The sequence below is a fragment of the Micromonospora sp. NPDC049645 genome (genome assembly GCF_040675155.1).
Lineage (GTDB): Bacteria > Actinomycetota > Actinomycetes > Mycobacteriales > Micromonosporaceae > Micromonospora.
This window is the reverse complement of record NZ_JBFAOI010000003.1, coordinates 173,333-191,099: the sequence shown is the minus strand read 5'-3', so window position 1 is coordinate 191,099 and position 17,767 is coordinate 173,333. Positions and strand designations below refer to the sequence as shown.

Genomic DNA, 17,767 nt, shown 5'->3' with positions numbered 1-17,767 from the left:
CGGCCGGGAGTGTCGGCCGGGTCCGATCGGCGCGGTCAGGAGACCACCCGCACGTCCACGCGGTTGTCGCCGTAGGTCAGGTCCCTCCAGTGCCGGTCCTGGTCGTCGAAGTGCACCACCCGGACGCTCGGCTGGTTCAGCTCCGTCGGATCGACCCGCAGGTGGAAGGTGTACGTCCGGCTCTTCCCGGACTTCAGGCCGGCGGTGCGACAGTTGGCCCCCGACTCGTCGCCCTCCCGCCACGCCACGCAGGTCGCCGAGTCGGCCGCACTCAACGTGCCGACGAAACTCAGCTGCGCGAAGCCGATGTGGGCCACGTCCACCGGTCCCTTGTTCGTCACCGTCAGGGTCAGCGTGCCCGGACGCGTCCCGTCGACTCCACTCGGGCCGAGCACGAGGTCGCCGCCGCTCAGCACCAGGTCGGTCAGCCGGGGGTCCCTGCCGAAGGACCTCGGCCCCTCGACCTGGGTGAAACCGTCACCGGTCCAGCGGTACGTGCGCCACTGCTGCTGCGCCCAGTAACTCGGCATCGAGCAGCAGGGTTGGATGTCCACCACCTGTGCCCGTACCTTCCCGTCCTCCGTCACGACGGCGTCGGTGATGTCGTCGAGACCCTTTGCGAATCCGACGACTCGAGCCATGGTGACGATCCGACCGCGCTCGTCCCGGTCGAACGCCACGAGTTGTTTCACCGAGCCCTCCCCGGCCGCACAGGTGACCAGGGCGACCGTCTCGGTCGCGCCGTCGTCGTCGAGATCGGTGTAGCCCAGCTCCAGATCCGCCAGGAGCGGCCCGTTCTGGGCGCGCGACCATGGTTGCAGCCGCACGTCAGAGGTGTCGCAACGCTGCGCGTACGAGGGCCAGGCCGGCAGGGTGACACGCGCGGCCAGTAGCTGCGCCCGGCTGATCCGGCCGTCCGGCGCGGCCGGGCTCGAGGGCGTGGCGGCGCTGGGCGTGAGCGGGGTGGACGGCGTGGGTGCGGGGACGCTCGGCGGCGGGGTGGTCGGCTCGCCGGTCTGCGCCGGTGTCGGCACCGACCCGTCACCTCGCAGCGCGGCATTCGCGACGATCGGCAGGACCGCCAGAACGATCGCCGTCACGGCCACCACCACGGCCCTCGTCCGGCGACGCCGACGAAGGGTACGCCGGGCCTGGTCAGGCCCCGGACCGGAAAGGTGGGCAACCGTCTCGGCGCGGTACGCGGCGAACCGCTCCCGCAGCCGCGGGTCGATGTCAGACATTGCCCACCCCCTCGGTGCTCTCGTCGAGCAACCCCGCCAACGCCAACCGGCCACGGTGCAGCCAGGACTTGACCGTGCCCTCGGCCACCCCCTCCTGACTGGCGATCTCGTTGACCGACAGGTCGGCGAGGTAGTGCAGGATGACGGCCCGTCGGTGGTTGGCGGGCAGCTGGGCCAGCGCGGCGTCGATCGCCACCCGATCGGGCGTCGGACCGGCCATCGTGGCCTCGGTCTGCCGCTGCCGCAGCAGGTGGTTGCGCGCGGTCCGGAGCCGCCGCCAGCGACTCCGGGCCAGGTTCCAGGCGACCTGCCGGACCCAGGCGACCGGGTCGTCGTACCCGGCCAACCGGTCCCACCGGGCCAGGGCCCGGCAGAACGCCTCCTGGGCGAGGTCCTGGGCCTGCGAAAAATCGCCGATGTAGGCGCCGAGCTGCGTGGTCACGTTGCGGAAGTGCGCGTGGTAGAAGTCGTCGAAGCTCGGCGTCGCCACCTGCCCAACGGCCGGAGCGGCAGTCGCACTCGGTGGTTCGTTGGCGCGGGCCCCCGTCATCGCTGTCACTGCCCCTCCCCGTTAGCACTGGCGTCGCCGGCCGGGACTCCCGTGCCCGGCCGGCGACGCGCAGCCCACTCAGCTGTCGTCGGAAGCGCTCAGGCTGACCTGGACACGGTTGTCAGCCGGTGTGACGTCGGCCAGCTCGTCGGCGCCGTACCGGGTGCTCAGGACCAGGTCCACGGTCCCCAGCTCACCGACGACGGTGTCCGCCGACGCGCGGAACAGCACCGCGAAGGCGCGCTCCGCACCCGGTGCCATCCGCCCACCCGGCACCTCGAAGAATCCGCCGAAGCTCGGCGAGTCCTGCGGGTCCGTCCCGGCGATCTCCACCCCGGAGGGCAACGTCGCCTGCACCGAGAGGTAGTCGTGCGGAGCGTCGCCGGCGTAGCGCACGGTCACCGGCAGCCGTCCCGCGTACGTCCCGTTGGCCTGCCGGGTCAGGGTGAGCGCGCCGGTCCCGGCGGTCAGCGAGGCGTTCGCGGAGGTGTCCTGGACGTACGGCCGCGGGTTGCGCAGCGATCCGTTGGTGCCCCGGAACAGGGTGCTGAAGTCCTTCCCGGCGGCCACCTGCTGGGTGTGCCCGGGCACGACCTCGACCCGACCACCGGTGGCCGACATCGCGTACGGGCGGGGTGCGGTCCGCACCTCGAAGGCGACGTCGAGGCTGCGTCGCTCACCCGGCGCGAGATCCGGCCCCGCCACCGAGCACGCCATGACCCGCCGGTTGTCCACCGGCTCGGCCTGGATGCAGGCGCCGTTGGGCACCAACCCGTCGAAGGAACCGGCGACCGGCTCGGTGACCAAAATGGTGTAGTAGTCGGCGGCCCGGCTGCGGTTGGTGATCGTCACCGGCAGAGTGCCCTGGTAACCGTTCCCGGTCGGCTCCAGGACCAGCCGGCCCGCCGAGATGGCGGCCGGTGCGCCGGTCGACGCCAGCGCGGCGGTGCCCGGCAGCGCGGCCACCAGGGCCAGCGTCGAGCCGAGCAGCACGCCTGCGCGCAGTCTGGTACGAGTGTTCATGAAAAGGTCCTCCCGTGGTCCCCGTTGCCGGCGGCCGTGCTCGGCGCGCCGTCCCCGTTAGAAGTCCTGAACGGGCCTCGGGGTTGCAGCGGGGCGCTGTGGTTGACTGTCGGTTGGGGGACAGGAGGGGGGCGGTCGTGCAGCTGCCGGCAGTGCTCGGTGAGCCGATCCGGTTCGTGCTGAACTGGGGGCGCCGCTACTCGCTCTGGGTGTTCAACTTCGGTCTGGCCTGCTGCGCGATCGAGTTCATCGCCACCAGCATGGGTCGGCACGACTTCATCCGGCTCGGCGTGATCCCGTTCGCGCACGGCCCCCGGCAGGCCGACCTGATGGTGGTCTCCGGCACGGTGACCGACAAGATGGCGCCGGCGATCAAGCGGCTCTACGACCAGATGCCCGAGCCTAAGTACGTCATCTCGTTCGGCGCCTGCTCCAACTGCGGTGGCCCCTACTGGGATTCGTACTCGGTGACCAAGGGCGTCGACCAGCTCATCCCGGTCGACGTGTACGTGCCCGGCTGCCCGCCCCGGCCGGAGGCGCTGCTGCACGGCATCCTGCGCCTACAGGAGAAAATCGCCGCCGAGCAGTCCGGCATCGGGGGTGTGCCGCAACGGGACGTGCTGGCCGCGCCGCTGGACGCGCCGCCCCGCGAGGCCGCCGCGCCGCGCTCGGTCGACTCGCTCACCGCCCCGCCGGTCCGCCCACCCGCCGCGAGTTGAGAACGGGGGCCGCCACCCGGAGTTGCTGATCCGGGTGACGGCCGGTAGCCGTGCAGTCAGCTGGTCGACAGGGCCAGGCTGAAGGTGACGGTGTTGTCGCTGGGGTCGACGTCAGGAATGGTCGTGTCCAACCACCTGGTCGACAGTTCCAGGTTGATCGGGTTGGACTCGTCCGCCGGGTCGGTCGGCCGGGTGATGAACAACACCAGGTCACGCTCCTCGCCGGCCATCATCGGTCCGCCCGCCACAGCGGCCTCACCACCGAACGTCGGACCGTCAGTGGGCTCGGTGTAGAGGATCGACGAGCCGGCGGGCAGCGGTGTGGCGCTGACCCAGAGATACCTGTGCGGGGCGTCGCCGGCGTACCGGGCCCGTACCGGCACCCGCCGCGTGTTGTAGGGGCCGTCGGTCACCGGACCGGCCAGCTCGATGGACGCGTCGGGCTGGGTGTCCTGGACGTACGTCTGGGGGTGGGTCAGCTTGCCGTCGAGGGAGCGGAACTGGGCGCTGAACGGGACTGTTCCCAGCGATCCTGCGCTCCACGAGTAGACGGTGATCAACCCACCGGCCGCGATCATCGGGTAGTTGCGGGGGGTGGTCAGCACCTGGAAGTCGACGGTGGCCCTGCGGCTCTCGCCCGGAGCCAGTTCGTTGCTCTGCGGCAGGCCACAGGAGCGGACCTGCCGCCCCTCGGACAGACCGTCCGGGTCGCAGGGTGACTGCGACGTCTCGTCGAAGGAAGCTGCCACCGGCTCCCGGACCTGGAAGTAGAAGCCGTCGGTGGTGTCGCCGTTGTTGGTGATGGTCACCCGAAGGCTGCCCCGGTAGCCGCGTTCGGTGGGTTCGAGCACAAGCCGGCTCACCGAGAACGTGGGGGCGTCGGCCGAGGCCGACGGTGCGGCAGCGGCCGGTCCGGCCGAGCCGATCGTCGCGGTCAGGCCGAGCAGTACGGCGGTGAGCAGGGTCCCCGTTTTCCGGTACATGTGTATCTGGTCCTCCATGGTCGACGCCCGGCGAGGGACCTGCCGCCGCTTGTGGCGGCGGCCTGATCGACCGACGTGACCGTGGTGTCCGGGCCCCCGCGCCGTGACGCCAGACAGCATGATCGATGTGTGGGTGGTTCGCCACCCCGTTGTTGATCCGCCGCACTAGCCTGCGCACTATGAGCAGCTCAGCGGACCAGCGCTCCGCCCACATCGTCGACGTGCTGACCGAGGAGTTCGGCGCGTCGATGGCGATCGACCCGGCCGCCTTCCGCCGCAAGTTCCGGAAGATGGCGGCCTCCCCGTTCGCCTTCTACCGGGGCAGCGCCGCGCTGTTCTACGCCGACCAGCGCGGTGACTTCGCCGACGACCGGTTCCTGGACGAACGGACCAGCCGGGTGTGGATCCACGGTGACCTGCACGCGGAGAACTTCGGCACCTACATGAACGCCTCCGGGCAGCTGGTGTTCAACGTCAACGACTTCGACGAGGCGTACGTCGGGCCGTTCACCTGGGACCTGCGCCGGCTCGCGGCGAGCGTGGCGCTGCTCGGCTACGGCAAGGCGCTCTCCGACACGTCGATCGGCGAACTGGTGGCCGGTTTCGCCCGGTCGTACCTGACCGAACTGAGGGCGATTGCCGCCGGCGGCGACGACGCGATCGGCTCGATCACCCTGGAGAACGCCGACGGGGTGCTGCGCCGGGTGCTCCAGCAGGCCCGGCTCAACACCCGGGTCGACCTGCTCGCCGCGCAGACCACCATCGACAACTACGAGCGGCGCTTCTCCATCGGCGACGGCGTCTTCGAGATCGACGACGCCACCCGGGAGCTGGTCAGGGCCGCCTTCCAGGACTACCTGGGCACCCTGCCCGTCGCCTCGACGAGGCTCCGCCCGGTGGCGGCGCGGATCAAGGACGTGGTGTTGCGCAAGGGGGTGGGCATCGGCTCGGCCGGGCTGCCGTCGTACAACCTCCTGCTGGAGGGGCACACCCAGGCACTGGAGAACGACGTCGTCATCTACATGAAGCAGGCGCAGGTGCCGGCCGTGGCCCGGTACGTCACCGACGAGTCGGTGCGCGGCTACTTCCAGCACCAGGGGCACCGGACCGCCGAGTCGCAGCGGGCGTTGCAGGCGCACGCCGACCCGTGGTTGGGCTTCACCGAGCTGAACGGGGCCGGTCAGCTCGTCGCCGAGGTCTCCCCGTACGCCGCCGATCTGGACTGGTCGGACGTGAACGAGCCGGAGGAGCTGACCGGCGTGCTCGTCGACCTGGGTCGGGCGGTGGCCCGGATGCACTCGGTCGCCGACGACGAATCGAGTCACGACCTGGTGGACTACTCCACCGAGGAGGCGATCGTCGCGGCGGTGGACACCGACGAGGCGGGCTTCGTCGAGCACCTGGTGGACTTCGCGCACGCGTACGGGGTGCGCGCCCGGCAGGACCACCAGCTCTTCGTCGACCTGTTCCGCAACGGTCGGCTGCCCGGCATCTGATCGGACGGAGCGGCGTTCAGGACGCGAACTCCAGCACCACCTTGATGTCGTCCGGCCCGGGGGTGTACGCGTCGGCGTACCGGTTCACCGGCACCCGACGGGTGATCAGCGATTCGAGCCAGACCTGGTCGGCGCGGGCGAGGGCCTGCGCGGCCATGTTCCAGTGCCGCTGGTTGGCGTTCACCGAGCCGAACACCACATTGTTCTCCAGCACCAGCTCCCGGTTGAGGGCCCCGGCGTCGAAGTCGATGCTCCGGCCACCGCTGGACACCCCGGCCAGGCAGACGATCCCGGTGGGGGCCGCCTTGCACATGACGTCGAGGACCACGGTGGGCGCGCCGGTGCACTCGATCACCACGTCCGGCTCGAGGGGCAGGTCGTTGACCGGCACCGCGTGATAGGTGGCACCGAGCCCGGCGACCAGTTCCGGTTTCGGCCCGTCGGTGGCCCGGTCCAACACGTGCACGGAGAGCCCGCGCTGGGTGCCGAGCAACGCGGCCAGCAGCCCGATCGGCCCGGCCCCGGTCACCAGGACGGTCTGCGGCTGCCACTCGGCCCGGTGCCCGATCCGCTCGACGTGGTCCCAGGCCTTCGCCACCACGCTGGTCGGTTCCAGCAGCACGCCCACCTGGGCCAGCGCCGGGTCGAGCGGGACCGCGAACCGCGGCTCGATCCGCCAACGGTCCCGGGCGAACCCGGGTAGCGCCTTGATGCCGTGCTCGGTGTACTGACCGTTGCGGCACATGTCCCACTCGCCGACCGCGCAGTTCGGGCAGGGCACCGGATCGGGATGCCGGACGATACCGGCCACCAGGTCACCGGGTTGCAGGGTGCCGCTCGAGTCCTCGATCACCCGACCCAGTGACTCGTGCCCGATGATGAGGCGATCCGCGCCCGGTGGCGCCTCGCCGTACTCCCCGGCGATGATCTCGTGGTCCGTGCCGCAGATCCCGACGGCCAGCGCCTCGACCAGGACCGAGCCCTCCTCGGCAGCCGGTTCCGGCTGATCCTCGACGAGGCTCAGCGAGTTGGCGACCCCGGGTCTTACCGTCACAGCGCGCACGCCCTCATCTTTCCCCGCCGGGGGCCCCGCCGCGCCCAAAGCCGGCAGATCGTCGGGCCTCGGCGGCGACCAGGCGCGGGCCCGTCCGGCACTAGGATCAGCGGCATGACTCCCGAAGAGGTCGGCGCTCGGCTGGTCGCGCTGCTCGCGCCGGTCGAGGCGACCCCGTCGGTCTCCGGCGGCCAACGGTTCGCCCGCGCCACCGTCGATGTGCCGCCGGCGAGTTGGCTGACCGCCGTCTCCGCCGCCCGCGACGACGCCGAGCTTGCCTGCGACTTCTTCGACTGGCTCTCCGCCGTCGACGAGTTGGCCGAGGGCTTCGACGTGGTGGCGCACCTCTGGTCGACGCGACTGCGCCACGGCCTGCTGCTGCGTACCCGGTTGCCGCGCGGCGCGCCAACGGTCGCCTCGGTGGTCGACGTCTACCCCGGTGCCGCCTGGCACGAACGGGAGACGCACGAGATGTTCGGCATCGACTTCGCCGGCCACGGGGAGCTGCTGCCGCTGTTGCTGCCCCCGGAGTTCGAGGGCCACCCGCTGCGTAAGGAGTTCGTGCTCGCCTCCCGGGTGGCCAAGCCCTGGCCGGGTGCGAAGGAGCCGGGCGAGTCCGAGGCCGGCGGTGGGCGTCGACCCATCCGCCCGCCCGGCGTACCCGCACCCGGCGAGTGGGGGCCCACGCCCACTCCGGCCGGTGCCGGTGGCGTGGGGGAGGGCCCCCGTGGCGGCACCCCGGCCAGGCCGGCCCGTGAACGTCCGGCGCGGCCCGCGCCGGGGGCCCGTCCGACGCGTACTCCCCGGCCCGCCGGCACCGCCGACGTCCCGGCCCCGGCCGATCAGCCCGCGCCCGGCGCGGGCGCGGTCGATCAGCCGGTGTCCGGCGTTGGCCCGGCCGATCAGTCCGCGCCCGGCGCGGGCCTGGCCGATCAGCCGGTGTCCGGCGCGGGCGCGGTCGATCAGCCGGTGTCCGGCGCGGGCCTGGCCGATCAGTCCGCGCCCGGCGCGGGCCTGGCCGATCAGCCGGTGTCCGGCGCGGGCCCGGCCGACCCGACCGCCTCCGAGGCGGGCGCGAGCGACACGCCCGCGCCGGGCGGCGAGCCGGTCGCGGACCCGCCGGGCCGCGACGACCGGAGCGACCACGACGGGGGTACGCCCTGATGCCGCTCTGGGTGGAGTTGGTGCTCCGGATTGGCGGCGTGATCGTCGCGTTCCTCACCCTGCCCCTGCTGGTCGGCCAGGCCGAGCACAAGGTGATGGCGCACATGCAGGGCCGGCTCGGCCCGATGTACGCGGGCGGCTTCCACGGCTGGGCGCAGCTCGTGGCCGACGGGGTCAAGTTCGTGCAGAAGGAGGACATCACGCCGCGCGAGGCCGACCGGGCGGTGTTCCGGCTGGCGCCGGCGGTGGCGTTGGTGCCCTACCTGCTGGTGCTGCTGGTCATTCCGCTCGGCCCGAACGACCTGGTCGGGCAACCGTTGGACATCGGCCTGTTCTTCGTGCTGGCCGTGGTCGGCGTCGGGGTGGTGGCGGTGCTGATGTCGGCGTGGGCGTCGGCGAACAAGTACAGCCTGCTCGGTGGGCTGCGCGGCGCCGCCCAGTTGCTCGGTTACGAGCTGCCGCTGGTGCTGGCGGCCGCGTCGGTGGCGATGGCGGCCGGCACGCTCAGCCTGCCCGGCATCGTCGAGGCGTGGCAGCCGTGGTGGCTGCTCTGGCAGGCACCCGCGATGATCATCTTTTTCGTCGCCGGGTTGGCCGAGATCCGCCGGCCACCGTTCGACATGCCGGTGGCCGATTCGGAGTTGGTCTTCGGCTACATGACCGAGTACACCGGTCTGCGGTTCGCGTTCTTCCTGCTCGCCGAGTACGTCGGCATCGTGGTGATCGCCGCGCTGACCACTGTGCTGTTCCTGGGTGGTTGGCAGGGTCCGTTCGCCGATGATCAGCTTGGCTGGCTCTGGACGCTACTCAAGGTCTTCGCGGTCTCCTTCGTGATCATCTGGCTCCGGGTGTCCTACCCCCGCCTGCGCGAGGACCAGCTCCAACGCCTCTGCTGGCTGGTGCTGGTCCCCGCGTCCCTAGCCCAACTGATCCTCACCGCAGCCGTCCGCATCGCCCTGTGAGCCCCACCCCGGCTCTGCCCCGCCTCTGCCCCGCCCCGCCCCGCCCCGCACGCGTCGATCATGGAGTTGTGGTGGGCGACAAACCGCCCGTTAATCCCCAATCCGGGCACCATAACTCCATGATCGACGGATTCGGGACGCCACCACCCCGCGATCTTGCACTTTCTGTGGCGGCATAAGGGGCGTAGTACTCGAATCACCAACCGAAACTGCGAGATCGGCGCAGGCTGGGGCGCGGTGCAGGCTGGGGCGGGGTGCGGGCTGGGGCGGGGCGGGTGAGCGCGGGCGGGGCGTGCTTGTTAATTCAGTGGGGTGTGGGTTGGGTCTACGGGCTCGGCTGGGGGTGGGGGTGGGGTGCCGTCGCCGAAGGGGCGGCCACCCAGCGACTCCCGGCCGTGCGGGGTGAGCCAGTTGGACAGGTCGGGGCCGAGCGGAACGATCCCGGTCGGGTTGATGTCGCGGTGCACCTCGTAGTAGTGCCGCTTGATGTGGTCGAAGTCGATGGTGTCGCCGAAACCGGGAGTCTGGAACAGGTCGCGGGCGTACGCCCACAGCACCGGCATCTCGCTCAGCTTCTGCCGGTTGCACTTGAAGTGGCCGTGGTAGACCGGGTCGAAGCGGACCAGCGTGGTGAACAGCCGCACGTCGGCCTCGGTGATGGTGTCGCCCACCAGGTAACGCTGGTCGGTCAACCGCTCGGTGAGCCAGTCCAGCCGGTCGAAGAGCTGGTGGTACGCCTTGGCGTACGCCTCCTGGCTGCCGGCGAACCCGCACCGGTAGACGCCGTTGTTGACGTCCCGGAACACGACCGCGTTGACCTCGTCGATCTGCTCCCGCAGGTGTTCGGGGTAGAGCTGCGGGGCGCTCTCGCGGTGGTACGCGCCCCACTGGGTGGACAGGTCCAGGCTCATCTGCGCGTAGTCGTTGGTCACCACCTGCCCGGTCGGCACGTCCACGATCGCCGGCACGGTGATGCCGCGCTCGTAGCCGGGGAAGCGCTTGAAGTACGCCTCCTGGATGCGCTCGATGCCGAGCACCGGGTCCCGGCCGCCCGGGTCGAGGTCGAAGGTCCAGCTCCGGGCGTCGTGGGTGGGGCCGGCGACCGCCATCGAGATGGCGTCCTCAAGGCCGAGCAACCGCCGCACGATGATCAGCCGGTTGGCCCACGGGCAGGCCCGGCTGACCGCGAGCCGGTACCGGCCCGGCTCGACCGGGTACCCGTCGCGCCCGTCCTCGGTGATCCGGGTGGCGATGTACCGCTGGTCGCGGGTGAACTCGCCGCCCGGCTCGACGTACTTGCCGCCTTTTTCCTCGCCCACGTCGCTCTCCCAGTTCGGTCGGTGTCTCCGACCAATCCTCGCGGATCTACCGCCCGCCGTGGTCCCGGATACCCTGCCGGCATGACGGATGTGGAGGCGGCGGCCCGGCGGTTCATCGCCGACGTGTGGAACGCCCGCCAGGAGGAGTCGGCGTACGAGCTGGTCGCCGAGGAGTGCCCGGGGCTGGGCGGCACCGGGCCGGAGGCGACGCTGGCCTGGCACCGTGAGCGTCGGGCGGCCTTCCCGGACCTGCGCTACAAGATCGTCGACGTGGTCGCGGCCGGCGAGCGGGTGGCCGTGCACTGGCGGGCCGCCGGCACCCACGCCGGGCAGTTCGGGCCGGTGCCGCCGACCGGGCAGGTGGTCAGCTACTCGGGGGCGACGTTCCTGCGTTTCGACGCGGCGGGCCGGATCGTCGAGGTGTGGAGCTGCAACGAGCTGTTCCAGTTGTTGCAACAGCTCGGCGTCGAGATGCTCCCACCGGCCGTGGTCAGCGGACCCAGGGCGTGATCCGACCGATCCGCAGGTGACGGTGCTCCTCGGGTAAGCCGTAGGGTCGTGGACCTGTGGGTGGTGGTCGCGCGCGCCGTGGCCACAGGGCAGGATGGTCGACATGAGCGACCCCAGCGAGCGCGGTGCCACCGGCGAACGCGGCCTTCCCGGCGCGGGCCTGGTGAAAGGGCTGGCGGTCACCCTCAAGACGATGACCAGCCGTTCGACCACCCAGCAGTACCCGGACACCGCGCCCGACCTGCCGCCCCGCTCGCGCGGCGTGATCGCCCTGTCCGAGGAGAACTGCACGGTCTGCATGCTCTGCGCGCGCGAGTGCCCGGACTGGTGCATCTACATCGACTCGCACAAGGAGGAGGTGGCGGTGCCCGGCGCCGCCCGCCCCCGCCAGCGCAACGTGCTCGACAAGTTCGACATCGACTTCTCGCTCTGCATGTACTGCGGCATCTGCATCGAGGTCTGCCCGTTCGACGCGCTCTACTGGTCGCCGGAGTTCGAGTACGCCGAGTACGACATCAAGGACCTGCTGCACGACAAGGACCACCTGGGCCAGTGGATGGCCACCGTCCCGCCGCCGCCCGCGCACGACCCGAACGGCGAGCCGGCCAAGGAGGAGACGTCCGCCGCGCGCAAGGCGGCTGCCGCACGTCCCGCTCCTCCGGCGGTACGGTCCGACGCCGACCAGGACCCGGCGTCGTGACCGCCCGAGCCGGAAGGGCGGCCCGGTGACCGGGGCGGATGTGCTGCTGCTCGCCCTCGGCGCGGTGGCGGTGGGCGCCGGTGTGCTGGTGGTGACCACGAAACACCTGGTCCGGGCCGGGCTCTACCTGGTGGTGTGCCTGGGCGCGTTGGCCGGCGATTTCCTGGTGCTCAGCGCCGAGTTGGTGGCCTGGGTGCAGGTGCTGATCTACGTGGGCGCGGTGGTGGTCCTGCTGCTGTTCGCGGTGATGTTGACCCGGGCGCCGATCGGGGTCTCCGACGACCTGGACCGGCCCGGTTGGCCGGCCGCGCTGATCGGCGGCGGCGCCGGGCTGGGGCTGACCGTCCTGCTTGTCGACGCCTACCGCTGGGGCGCCGTGACGCTGCCCCGCGCCGGCACCGCCGAGCGGCTGGGCGAGCAGATCTTCCAATCCTGGGTGCTGCCGTTCGAGGTGCTGTCGGTGCTGCTGCTCTCCGCCCTGGTGGGCGCGATCGTGCTGTCCCGGCCGGACATCGGCCGAGCCGCCCCGCGCAGTGACGACCGGGCAGCTGACCTGGTCGACAGTGAGCCCGGGAGGCGCCGGTGAGGCCGGTCATCCCGTACGTCACCGCCGCGCTGCTGTTCGGCCTCGGCGTGTTCGGCGTACTGCGCCGACGCAACGCGGTGCTGGTGCTGATGTCGGTCGAGTTGATGCTCAACGCGGTCAACCTGATCCTGGTCACCGCGGACACCACCGCCCGTGCCGTGCTCCCGCACTCGGGGCAGGTGTTCGCGTTGTTCGTCATCGTCCTCGCCGCCGCCGAGATCGGGGTGGGGCTGGCGATCGTCCTTCAGCTCTACCGGTTGCGGGCGACCGTGGCCGTGGATGACGTGCCGCTGACCGAGCCGCCGGAGCCCGTCGGTGGGCGCGAGCCGGCCGTCCTGGACACGGAGGCGGGCCGGTGACCGGGCTGCTCGGGGCGCTGCTGCCCGCCGTACCGCTGGTCGCCGGGCTGCTCGGCCTGCTGCTGCCACCGGCTCCCCGGCGCGGCAACGCGACCGGCGGTGACCGGGCCCGGACGGCCGCCGTGACGCTCGGCGTCGTCGGCGCGGCCGGCGCGCTCGCCCTGGCCGTCGCGCTGCTGCTCACGGTCGACGGGCCGACGGAAACGTCGAGCACCTGGGTCGACATCGGTGGCCTGGTGGTGACCCTCGGCGTACGGCTGGACGGCGCCGCCGCGCTGGTCGCGGTGGCGGTCACGGCGGTCGCCCTGGCCGTGCAGGTCTACTCGGTCGGCTACCTGCGGCGCGGTCCGCACGACGACGTCGACGTCGATCACCGGTACCCGCCGTACGCCGCCCAGATCAGTCTCTTCACCGGCGCCATGTTGCTGGTGGTGGTCGCCGGTGACCTGATCATGCTGCTGGTCGGTTGGGAGGTGATGGGCCTCTGCTCGTACCTCCTGATCGCCCACGACCGCCGACTGGCCGGCGCCCCCGCCGCCGCCATGAAGGCGTTCCTGGTGACCCGGGTCGGTGACGTCGGGTTCCTGCTCGGCATCGCGCTGCTCGGCGTGTCGACGGGCAGCTTCCGGATCGCCGACGTGCTCGCCCACGACCATTCCGGCGTCACGTTGACCGCCGCCGGCCTGCTGCTGCTCGCCGGCGTCGCCGGCAAGAGCGCGCAGTTCCCCCTGCACACCTGGTTGCCGGACGCGATGGCCGGCCCGACGCCGATCTCCGCGCTGATCCACGCCGCGACGATGGTCGCCGCCGGGGTGTACGCGGTGGCCCGGCTCTATCCGCTGTTCACGGCGGCGCCGGTGACACTGACCGTGCTGGGCGTGGTCGGCGCGATCACGCTGCTGCTCGGCGCGCTCGCCGCCACCGCGCAGGACGACATCAAGCGGGTGCTGGCCTGGTCGACCGTGTCCCAGTTGGGCTACATGACCGGCGCGCTGGCGGTCGGTTCGCCGTCGGCGGCGCTGTTCCACCTGCTCACCCACGCCGCGTTCAAGGCCCTGCTGTTCCTCGCCGCCGGCGCGGTGATCCACGCCGTCGGCACCACCCTGATGTCGGACATGGGCGGGCTGCGGCGCAGCATGCCGGTGACGTTCTGGTGCACGGTGGTGGGCCTGGGCGCGCTGGTCGGGGTGCCGCCGTTGGCCGGTTTCTGGAGCAAGGACGGCGTGCTGACGGTCGCCGAGTCGGCCGCGCTGGAGGGCACCGGCCCGGCACCGTCCTGGGTGGGCTGGATCGTCTGGGTCGCCGGGCTGGTCGGCGTGGCTCTCACCGCCTGGTACGCGGGTCGGCTGCTGCTGCGCGCCTTCTTCGGCACGGCGCGGCTGCCGCTGGTCCGGCCGCACGACCCGCCGGCGGTGCTGCGCTGGCCGGTGCTGCTGCTGGCCGTGCCGGCCGCGCTGCTCGGTCTGGCCGGGTTCGTCGGGGCGTTCGCCGACCGGCTGCGGTTCCCCACCGTCCCGGTGGCCGGCTCCGAGGACGGCCTCGTCCACCTGGGGCCGGGAGTGCTGCTGCCGCTGGCGTTGCTGCTGCTCGGCGCCGGGCTGGTGACGCTTGGCTGGCGGCGCGACCCGGCCGTCGACCCGGCGGACGCGCTGGGTCCGCTGCGGCCGGTCTTCGCCCGCGCGTTCCGGTTCGACGACGTCCAGCACACCCTTGTGGTACGCCCCGTCCGCGCGCTGGCCCGCGCCACCCGCGCCGGCGACGAGGTGGTGGTGGACGGTGCGGTCGAGGGCAGCGGGCGCGCCGCGTCCGGTCTGGGCGCGGGCCTGGCCGCGCTGCACCGGGCGGCGCTGCCCCGGGCCGCCGCCGGCGTACTGGCCGGTGCGCTGCTGATCGGCCTGGCCGCCGCCCTACTTGGAGTCAACCAGTGAGCGCGAGGAGTGAGCCGGGTTTGCGAGCCCCGCAGTCGCGAACAGAGGCGGTCCAGTGACGTTTGGGCAGGTGTTGTTGGTGGCCGTCCTGGCGCTGCCGGCGCTGGGTGCGGTAGCGGTGGCGGCGACGCCCCGGGACCGGGTGGCCCGGTTGGTCGGCACGATCGCGGCGGCGTTGACCCTGCTGGCAGCGGTGCCGCTGGTGTTCGGTGGTCGGGGTTGGGTTGCCTGGTCGGCAGACGCCCCGGCCGTGCGCCCGTGGCACCAGCTGGACCTGCCGTGGGTGCCCGGTCTGGAGTTGCGTTTCCACCTCGGTGTGGACGGCATCTCCTGGCCGCTCGTGGTGTTGACAGCGCTGCTCACGTTGCTCTGCTGCGCGTACACGATGTGGCGGGTGCCCGACGGCGGCAGCGGCCGGGCGCTCGTCGCGCTGCTGTTGGTGGTCGAGGTGGGCATCCTGGGCACCTTCCTCGCCCTGGACCTGGTGCTGTTCTTCCTCTTCTTCGAGGTCGTCCTGCTGCCGATGTACGCGATCATCGCCGGCTGGGGCGGCGCGGACCGTCGCCGGGCGGCCCGCAAGTTCGCCCTGTACACGCTGTTCGGGTCGGTGCTGCTGCTGGTCGGCGTGTACGTGGTGGTCGCCGCCGCCGGCACGGCCGACCTGGTGACACTCACCGGTGGCGCGGGCATGTCCCGGGGCACCCAGTTGGCCGCGTTCACACTGCTCGCGGTGGCGTTCGCGGTGAAGAGCCCGTTGTGGCCGCTGCACTCCTGGCTGCCCGACGCGCACACCCAGGCACCCACAGTGGGCAGTGTCCTGTTGGCCGGGGTGCTGCTCAAGATGGGCACGTACGGCCTGATCCGGGTCGCGGTGGGGGTGGCGCCGGAGGGTGCCCGTTGGGCGGCGCCGGTGCTCGGTGTGCTGGCGGTCGCCGCGATCCTGATCGGTGCGCTGGTCTGCCTGGCCCAGTCGGAGGTGAAGCGGCTGATCGCGTACTCCAGCGTGGGGCACATGGGCTTCGTCCTGTTGGGCGTCGCCACGCTGACCGCCACCGGCATCCAGGCGGCGTTGATCGGCAACGTCGCGCACGGGGTGATCACCGGATTGCTGTTCTTCCTGGCCGGTGCGGTGAAGGACCGTACCGGCACGGGCACCCTCGCCGAGTTGTCCGGGCTGCGTGAGACCGCGCCCCGGTTGGCCGGTCTGCTCGCGTTCGCGGCGATCGCGTCGCTGGGCCTGCCCGGCCTGGCCGGCTTCTGGGGCGAGGCGTTCGCGGTGATCGCCGCCGTGCAGGTGGGCGGCCCGCTCTGGACCACGCTCGGGGTGCTCGCGGCGGTCGGCGGGGCGCTCACCGCCGCGTACTTCCTGCGGTTGCTGCGCCAGGTCACCCACAACCGTCCGAGCCCGGCCGTCGGGCCGGTCGGCCCCGGCCTGGCCGGTGCGGAGTTGACCGCGTGGGTGCCGCTGGTGCTGCTCGCGTTGGCCATCGGGCTGGCGCCGACGCTTGTCCTCGGGGTCGCCGAGGCCCCCGTCGACGCCCTGATCGGGGTGGTTTCCCGGTGAGCGCGAGGAGCGCAGCGAAGCGGAGCCCCGCAGTCGCGAACGAAGGTGGGCTCGGATGACCCTCGTGCAGAGCGTGGACAGCGTCGCGCTGCTGCCGGCCTATCTGGCCGCCGGCACGGCCGTGCTCGTGCTCATCACCGATCTGGTCCTGGCCCGACCCCGGGCCACGATCGCGGTGGCCGCGCTCGGCGCGCTCGGCACCGCCGTCGGCTCGGCGCTGGTCGGGGCGGGCGCGGAGCGGCGGACGTTCTGCGTGGGCGCCGACTGCTCGTGGATCTTCGGTGGGCGGGCGGCGCTGGTCGGCGTGGTGGTCGCGCTGCTCACCGTGGGCGTGCTCGGGCTGTCGGTGCCGGCGCTGCGGGCCGGGCGGTCCCCGGTGGGGGAGTACTGCTTCCTGCTGGCCTGCTCGATGACCGGCGGCGTGGTGCTCGGCGCGGCCGGCGACCTGATCACGTTGATCGTCGCCCTGGAGACGTTGACCCTGCCGCTGTACGTGCTGGTCGGCCTGCGCCGGGGCAGCCTCGCGAGCGCCGAGGCGGCGTTGACCTTCTTCGTGGTCAGCGTGGTGGCGACCACGCTGACCCTGCTCGGCGCGGCGCTGCTGTACGCGGTGACCGGTGGGCTGCACCTGGACCGGCTCGGCGCGTTGCTCACCGAGCGGCCGGAGCTGCGGGACCTGCCCTTGACCACCGCCGCGGTGGCGGTGCTGCTGGTCGGGCTGGCGTTCAAGGTGGCGGCGGTGCCGTTCCACGCCTGGGCGCCGGCCACCTACGACGGCGCGCCGCTGCCGGTGGCCGCGTACCTGTCCACGGCGTCGAAGCTGGGCGGTCTGGTCGCCCTGCTCGCCGTGGTGCAGCGGGCGCTGCCGGCGGATCAGACCGGTCCGGTGCTCGCCCTGCTCGCGGTGCTCACGATGACCGTCGGAAACCTGGTGGCCCTGCGGCAGCGGCGGACCGTTCGGCTGCTCGCCTGGTCGTCGGTCGCGCAGGCCGGCTACATCCTCGCTCCGCTGGGCGCGTTGGCGCTGGCCGCCGGGCGCACCGACGAGGCACGGTCCGCCGCGTACGCGGCCGCCGTCGCGTACGCCGTCTTCTTCGTGGTGTTGGAGCTGGCCGCCTTCGCCGCGGTGACCGCCCTGCGGCCGGCAGGCGCGGACGGCGGCACGCTCGACGACCTGCGCGGGGCGGCCCGCCGGCACCCGTGGCGGGCCGCGGCCCTCGGTCTCGCGCTGGTGGGTCTGGCCGGCCTGCCGCCGGGCCTGGCCGGCCTGTTCGCGAAGGTGACCGTGGTCCGGGCGCTGCTGGACGGTGGCGCGGCCTGGTTGGCGCTGGTGGTGGCGCTGAACGCCGTGATCGGCCTCGCCTACTACCTGCGGGTGACCGCCGCGCTCTGGACGCCGACGCCCCTAGCCGCCCCGAGTTCCGGCGGCACTGCGGCCGTACCCGTGGTGGGCGTGGTGGGGGTGGTGCTGGCGGCGGCGACGGTGGCCGCGGTGGTGCTCGGCTTCGCTCCGCAGCTGGTGCTCGACCTGGCCGGCCGCTGACCCACCCGGGCCCCCGTCTCAGTGAACTCTCAGCGTTGAGACGGATGGTTGGCGGGTACCGGGTTG

Annotated in this window: 16 protein-coding genes and 1 pseudogene; 11 read left to right on the top strand and 6 right to left on the bottom strand. The window is 72.3% G+C overall.

Going from position 1 to position 17,767, the window contains the following annotated elements; genetic code table 11:
- Nucleotides 1–35: 35 nt before the first annotated feature.
- The 3 genes from AB0J33_RS09425 to AB0J33_RS09415 all read right to left on the bottom strand — a co-directional run bounded on the left by AB0J33_RS09425 (nucleotide 36) and on the right by AB0J33_RS09415 (nucleotide 2,814).
- On the bottom strand, nucleotides 36–1,241 hold the full coding sequence (locus tag AB0J33_RS09425; protein WP_363611644.1) for a hypothetical protein: 1,206 nt from the start codon (nucleotides 1,239–1,241) through the stop codon (nucleotides 36–38).
- Nucleotides 1,234–1,800 (bottom strand): SigE family RNA polymerase sigma factor, encoded by a 567-nt coding sequence (locus AB0J33_RS09420; protein ID WP_363611642.1) that lies wholly within the window; start codon nucleotides 1,798–1,800, stop codon nucleotides 1,234–1,236. The genes AB0J33_RS09425 and AB0J33_RS09420 overlap by 8 nt, the downstream gene beginning before the upstream one ends.
- Before the next feature lie 69 nt (nucleotides 1,801–1,869).
- Nucleotides 1,870–2,814, bottom strand: coding sequence for a hypothetical protein (locus tag AB0J33_RS09415; RefSeq protein ID WP_363611640.1), 945 nt, complete (start codon nucleotides 2,812–2,814; stop codon nucleotides 1,870–1,872).
- Nucleotides 2,815–2,951: 137 nt separating this feature from the next.
- Here AB0J33_RS09415 and AB0J33_RS09410 point away from each other — a divergent pair, with 137 nt between their 5' ends.
- Nucleotides 2,952–3,533 carry an NADH-quinone oxidoreductase subunit B gene (locus AB0J33_RS09410; protein ID WP_124861683.1) on the top strand — a complete coding sequence of 194 codons (582 nt, stop codon included), beginning with the start codon at nucleotides 2,952–2,954 and terminating at the stop codon, nucleotides 3,531–3,533.
- 56 nt (nucleotides 3,534–3,589) lie between these two features.
- Here the strand turns inward: AB0J33_RS09410 and AB0J33_RS09405 are convergent, their stop codons facing one another.
- A complete protein-coding gene (locus AB0J33_RS09405; RefSeq protein WP_363611638.1) occupies nucleotides 3,590–4,516 on the bottom strand; it encodes a hypothetical protein in 927 nt (308 codons plus the stop codon).
- Between the two features lie 179 nt (nucleotides 4,517–4,695).
- On the opposite strand from AB0J33_RS09405, the gene AB0J33_RS09400 reads away from it, so the two are divergent.
- Nucleotides 4,696–6,012 carry a DUF2252 domain-containing protein gene (locus AB0J33_RS09400; RefSeq protein WP_363611636.1) on the top strand — a complete coding sequence of 439 codons (1,317 nt, stop codon included), beginning with the start codon at nucleotides 4,696–4,698 and terminating at the stop codon, nucleotides 6,010–6,012.
- Between the two features lie 16 nt (nucleotides 6,013–6,028).
- Here the strand turns inward: AB0J33_RS09400 and AB0J33_RS09395 are convergent, their stop codons facing one another.
- Nucleotides 6,029–7,075: a glucose 1-dehydrogenase gene (locus tag AB0J33_RS09395; protein ID WP_363611634.1), complete on the bottom strand. Its 1,047-nt coding sequence runs from the start codon at nucleotides 7,073–7,075 to the stop codon at nucleotides 6,029–6,031.
- A gap of 105 nt (nucleotides 7,076–7,180) precedes the next feature.
- Here AB0J33_RS09395 and AB0J33_RS09390 point away from each other — a divergent pair.
- A pseudogene (locus AB0J33_RS09390) lies at nucleotides 7,181–7,759 on the top strand (NADH-quinone oxidoreductase subunit C); the annotation flags it as partial.
- Nucleotides 7,760–8,229: 470 nt separating this feature from the next.
- Complete coding sequence (locus tag AB0J33_RS09385; protein WP_363611632.1) at nucleotides 8,230–9,192, top strand: complex I subunit 1 family protein; 963 nt, start codon at nucleotides 8,230–8,232, stop codon at nucleotides 9,190–9,192.
- A gap of 299 nt (nucleotides 9,193–9,491) precedes the next feature.
- Here the strand turns inward: AB0J33_RS09385 and AB0J33_RS09380 are convergent, their stop codons facing one another.
- Nucleotides 9,492–10,511, bottom strand: a complete 1,020-nt coding sequence (locus tag AB0J33_RS09380; protein ID WP_363611630.1) for a glutathione S-transferase C-terminal domain-containing protein — start codon at nucleotides 10,509–10,511, stop codon at nucleotides 9,492–9,494.
- A gap of 81 nt (nucleotides 10,512–10,592) precedes the next feature.
- Here AB0J33_RS09380 and AB0J33_RS09375 point away from each other — a divergent pair, with 81 nt between their 5' ends.
- From AB0J33_RS09375 to AB0J33_RS09345, 7 genes are all read left to right on the top strand, one after another.
- On the top strand, nucleotides 10,593–11,021 hold the full coding sequence (locus tag AB0J33_RS09375) for an ester cyclase (RefSeq protein WP_363611628.1): 429 nt from the start codon (nucleotides 10,593–10,595) through the stop codon (nucleotides 11,019–11,021).
- A gap of 94 nt (nucleotides 11,022–11,115) precedes the next feature.
- Entirely contained in the window at nucleotides 11,116–11,721 is a 606-nt protein-coding gene (locus tag AB0J33_RS09370; protein WP_363611626.1) for an NADH-quinone oxidoreductase subunit I, read from the top strand.
- Nucleotides 11,722–11,746: 25 nt separating this feature from the next.
- Complete coding sequence (locus AB0J33_RS09365; RefSeq protein ID WP_363611624.1) at nucleotides 11,747–12,307, top strand: NADH-quinone oxidoreductase subunit J; 561 nt, start codon at nucleotides 11,747–11,749, stop codon at nucleotides 12,305–12,307.
- Nucleotides 12,304–12,666, top strand: a complete 363-nt coding sequence (gene nuoK, locus AB0J33_RS09360; RefSeq protein WP_363611622.1) for an NADH-quinone oxidoreductase subunit NuoK — start codon at nucleotides 12,304–12,306, stop codon at nucleotides 12,664–12,666. Before AB0J33_RS09365 ends, nuoK begins: the two co-directional genes overlap by 4 nt.
- Entirely contained in the window at nucleotides 12,663–14,594 is a 1,932-nt protein-coding gene (locus AB0J33_RS09355) for an NADH-quinone oxidoreductase subunit L (protein ID WP_363611620.1), read from the top strand. The genes nuoK and AB0J33_RS09355 overlap by 4 nt, the downstream gene beginning before the upstream one ends.
- Before the next feature lie 55 nt (nucleotides 14,595–14,649).
- Nucleotides 14,650–16,158, top strand: coding sequence for an NADH-quinone oxidoreductase subunit M (locus AB0J33_RS09350; protein WP_363611618.1), 1,509 nt, complete (start codon nucleotides 14,650–14,652; stop codon nucleotides 16,156–16,158).
- Between the two features lie 55 nt (nucleotides 16,159–16,213).
- Nucleotides 16,214–17,701 (top strand): proton-conducting transporter membrane subunit, encoded by a 1,488-nt coding sequence (locus tag AB0J33_RS09345; protein ID WP_363611616.1) that lies wholly within the window; start codon nucleotides 16,214–16,216, stop codon nucleotides 17,699–17,701.
- The last annotated feature ends 66 nt before the right edge of the window (nucleotides 17,702–17,767 follow it).

Excerpts from the sequence above, each read along its gene's own strand:
- AB0J33_RS09425 (WP_363611644.1), bottom strand. The coding sequence starts at position 1,241 with ATGTCTGACATCGACCCGCGGCTGCGGGAGCGGTTCGCCGCGTACCGC.
- AB0J33_RS09415 (WP_363611640.1), bottom strand. The coding sequence starts at position 2,814 with ATGAACACTCGTACCAGACTGCGCGCAGGCGTGCTGCTCGGCTCGACG.
- AB0J33_RS09405 (WP_363611638.1), bottom strand. The coding sequence starts at position 4,516 with ATGTACCGGAAAACGGGGACCCTGCTCACCGCCGTACTGCTCGGCCTG.
- AB0J33_RS09400 (WP_363611636.1), top strand. The coding sequence starts at position 4,696 with ATGAGCAGCTCAGCGGACCAGCGCTCCGCCCACATCGTCGACGTGCTG.
- AB0J33_RS09385 (WP_363611632.1), top strand. The coding sequence starts at position 8,230 with ATGCCGCTCTGGGTGGAGTTGGTGCTCCGGATTGGCGGCGTGATCGTC.
- AB0J33_RS09375 (WP_363611628.1), top strand. The coding sequence starts at position 10,593 with ATGACGGATGTGGAGGCGGCGGCCCGGCGGTTCATCGCCGACGTGTGG.
- AB0J33_RS09370 (WP_363611626.1), top strand. The coding sequence starts at position 11,116 with ATGGTCGACATGAGCGACCCCAGCGAGCGCGGTGCCACCGGCGAACGC.
- AB0J33_RS09345 (WP_363611616.1), top strand. The coding sequence starts at position 16,214 with ATGACCCTCGTGCAGAGCGTGGACAGCGTCGCGCTGCTGCCGGCCTAT.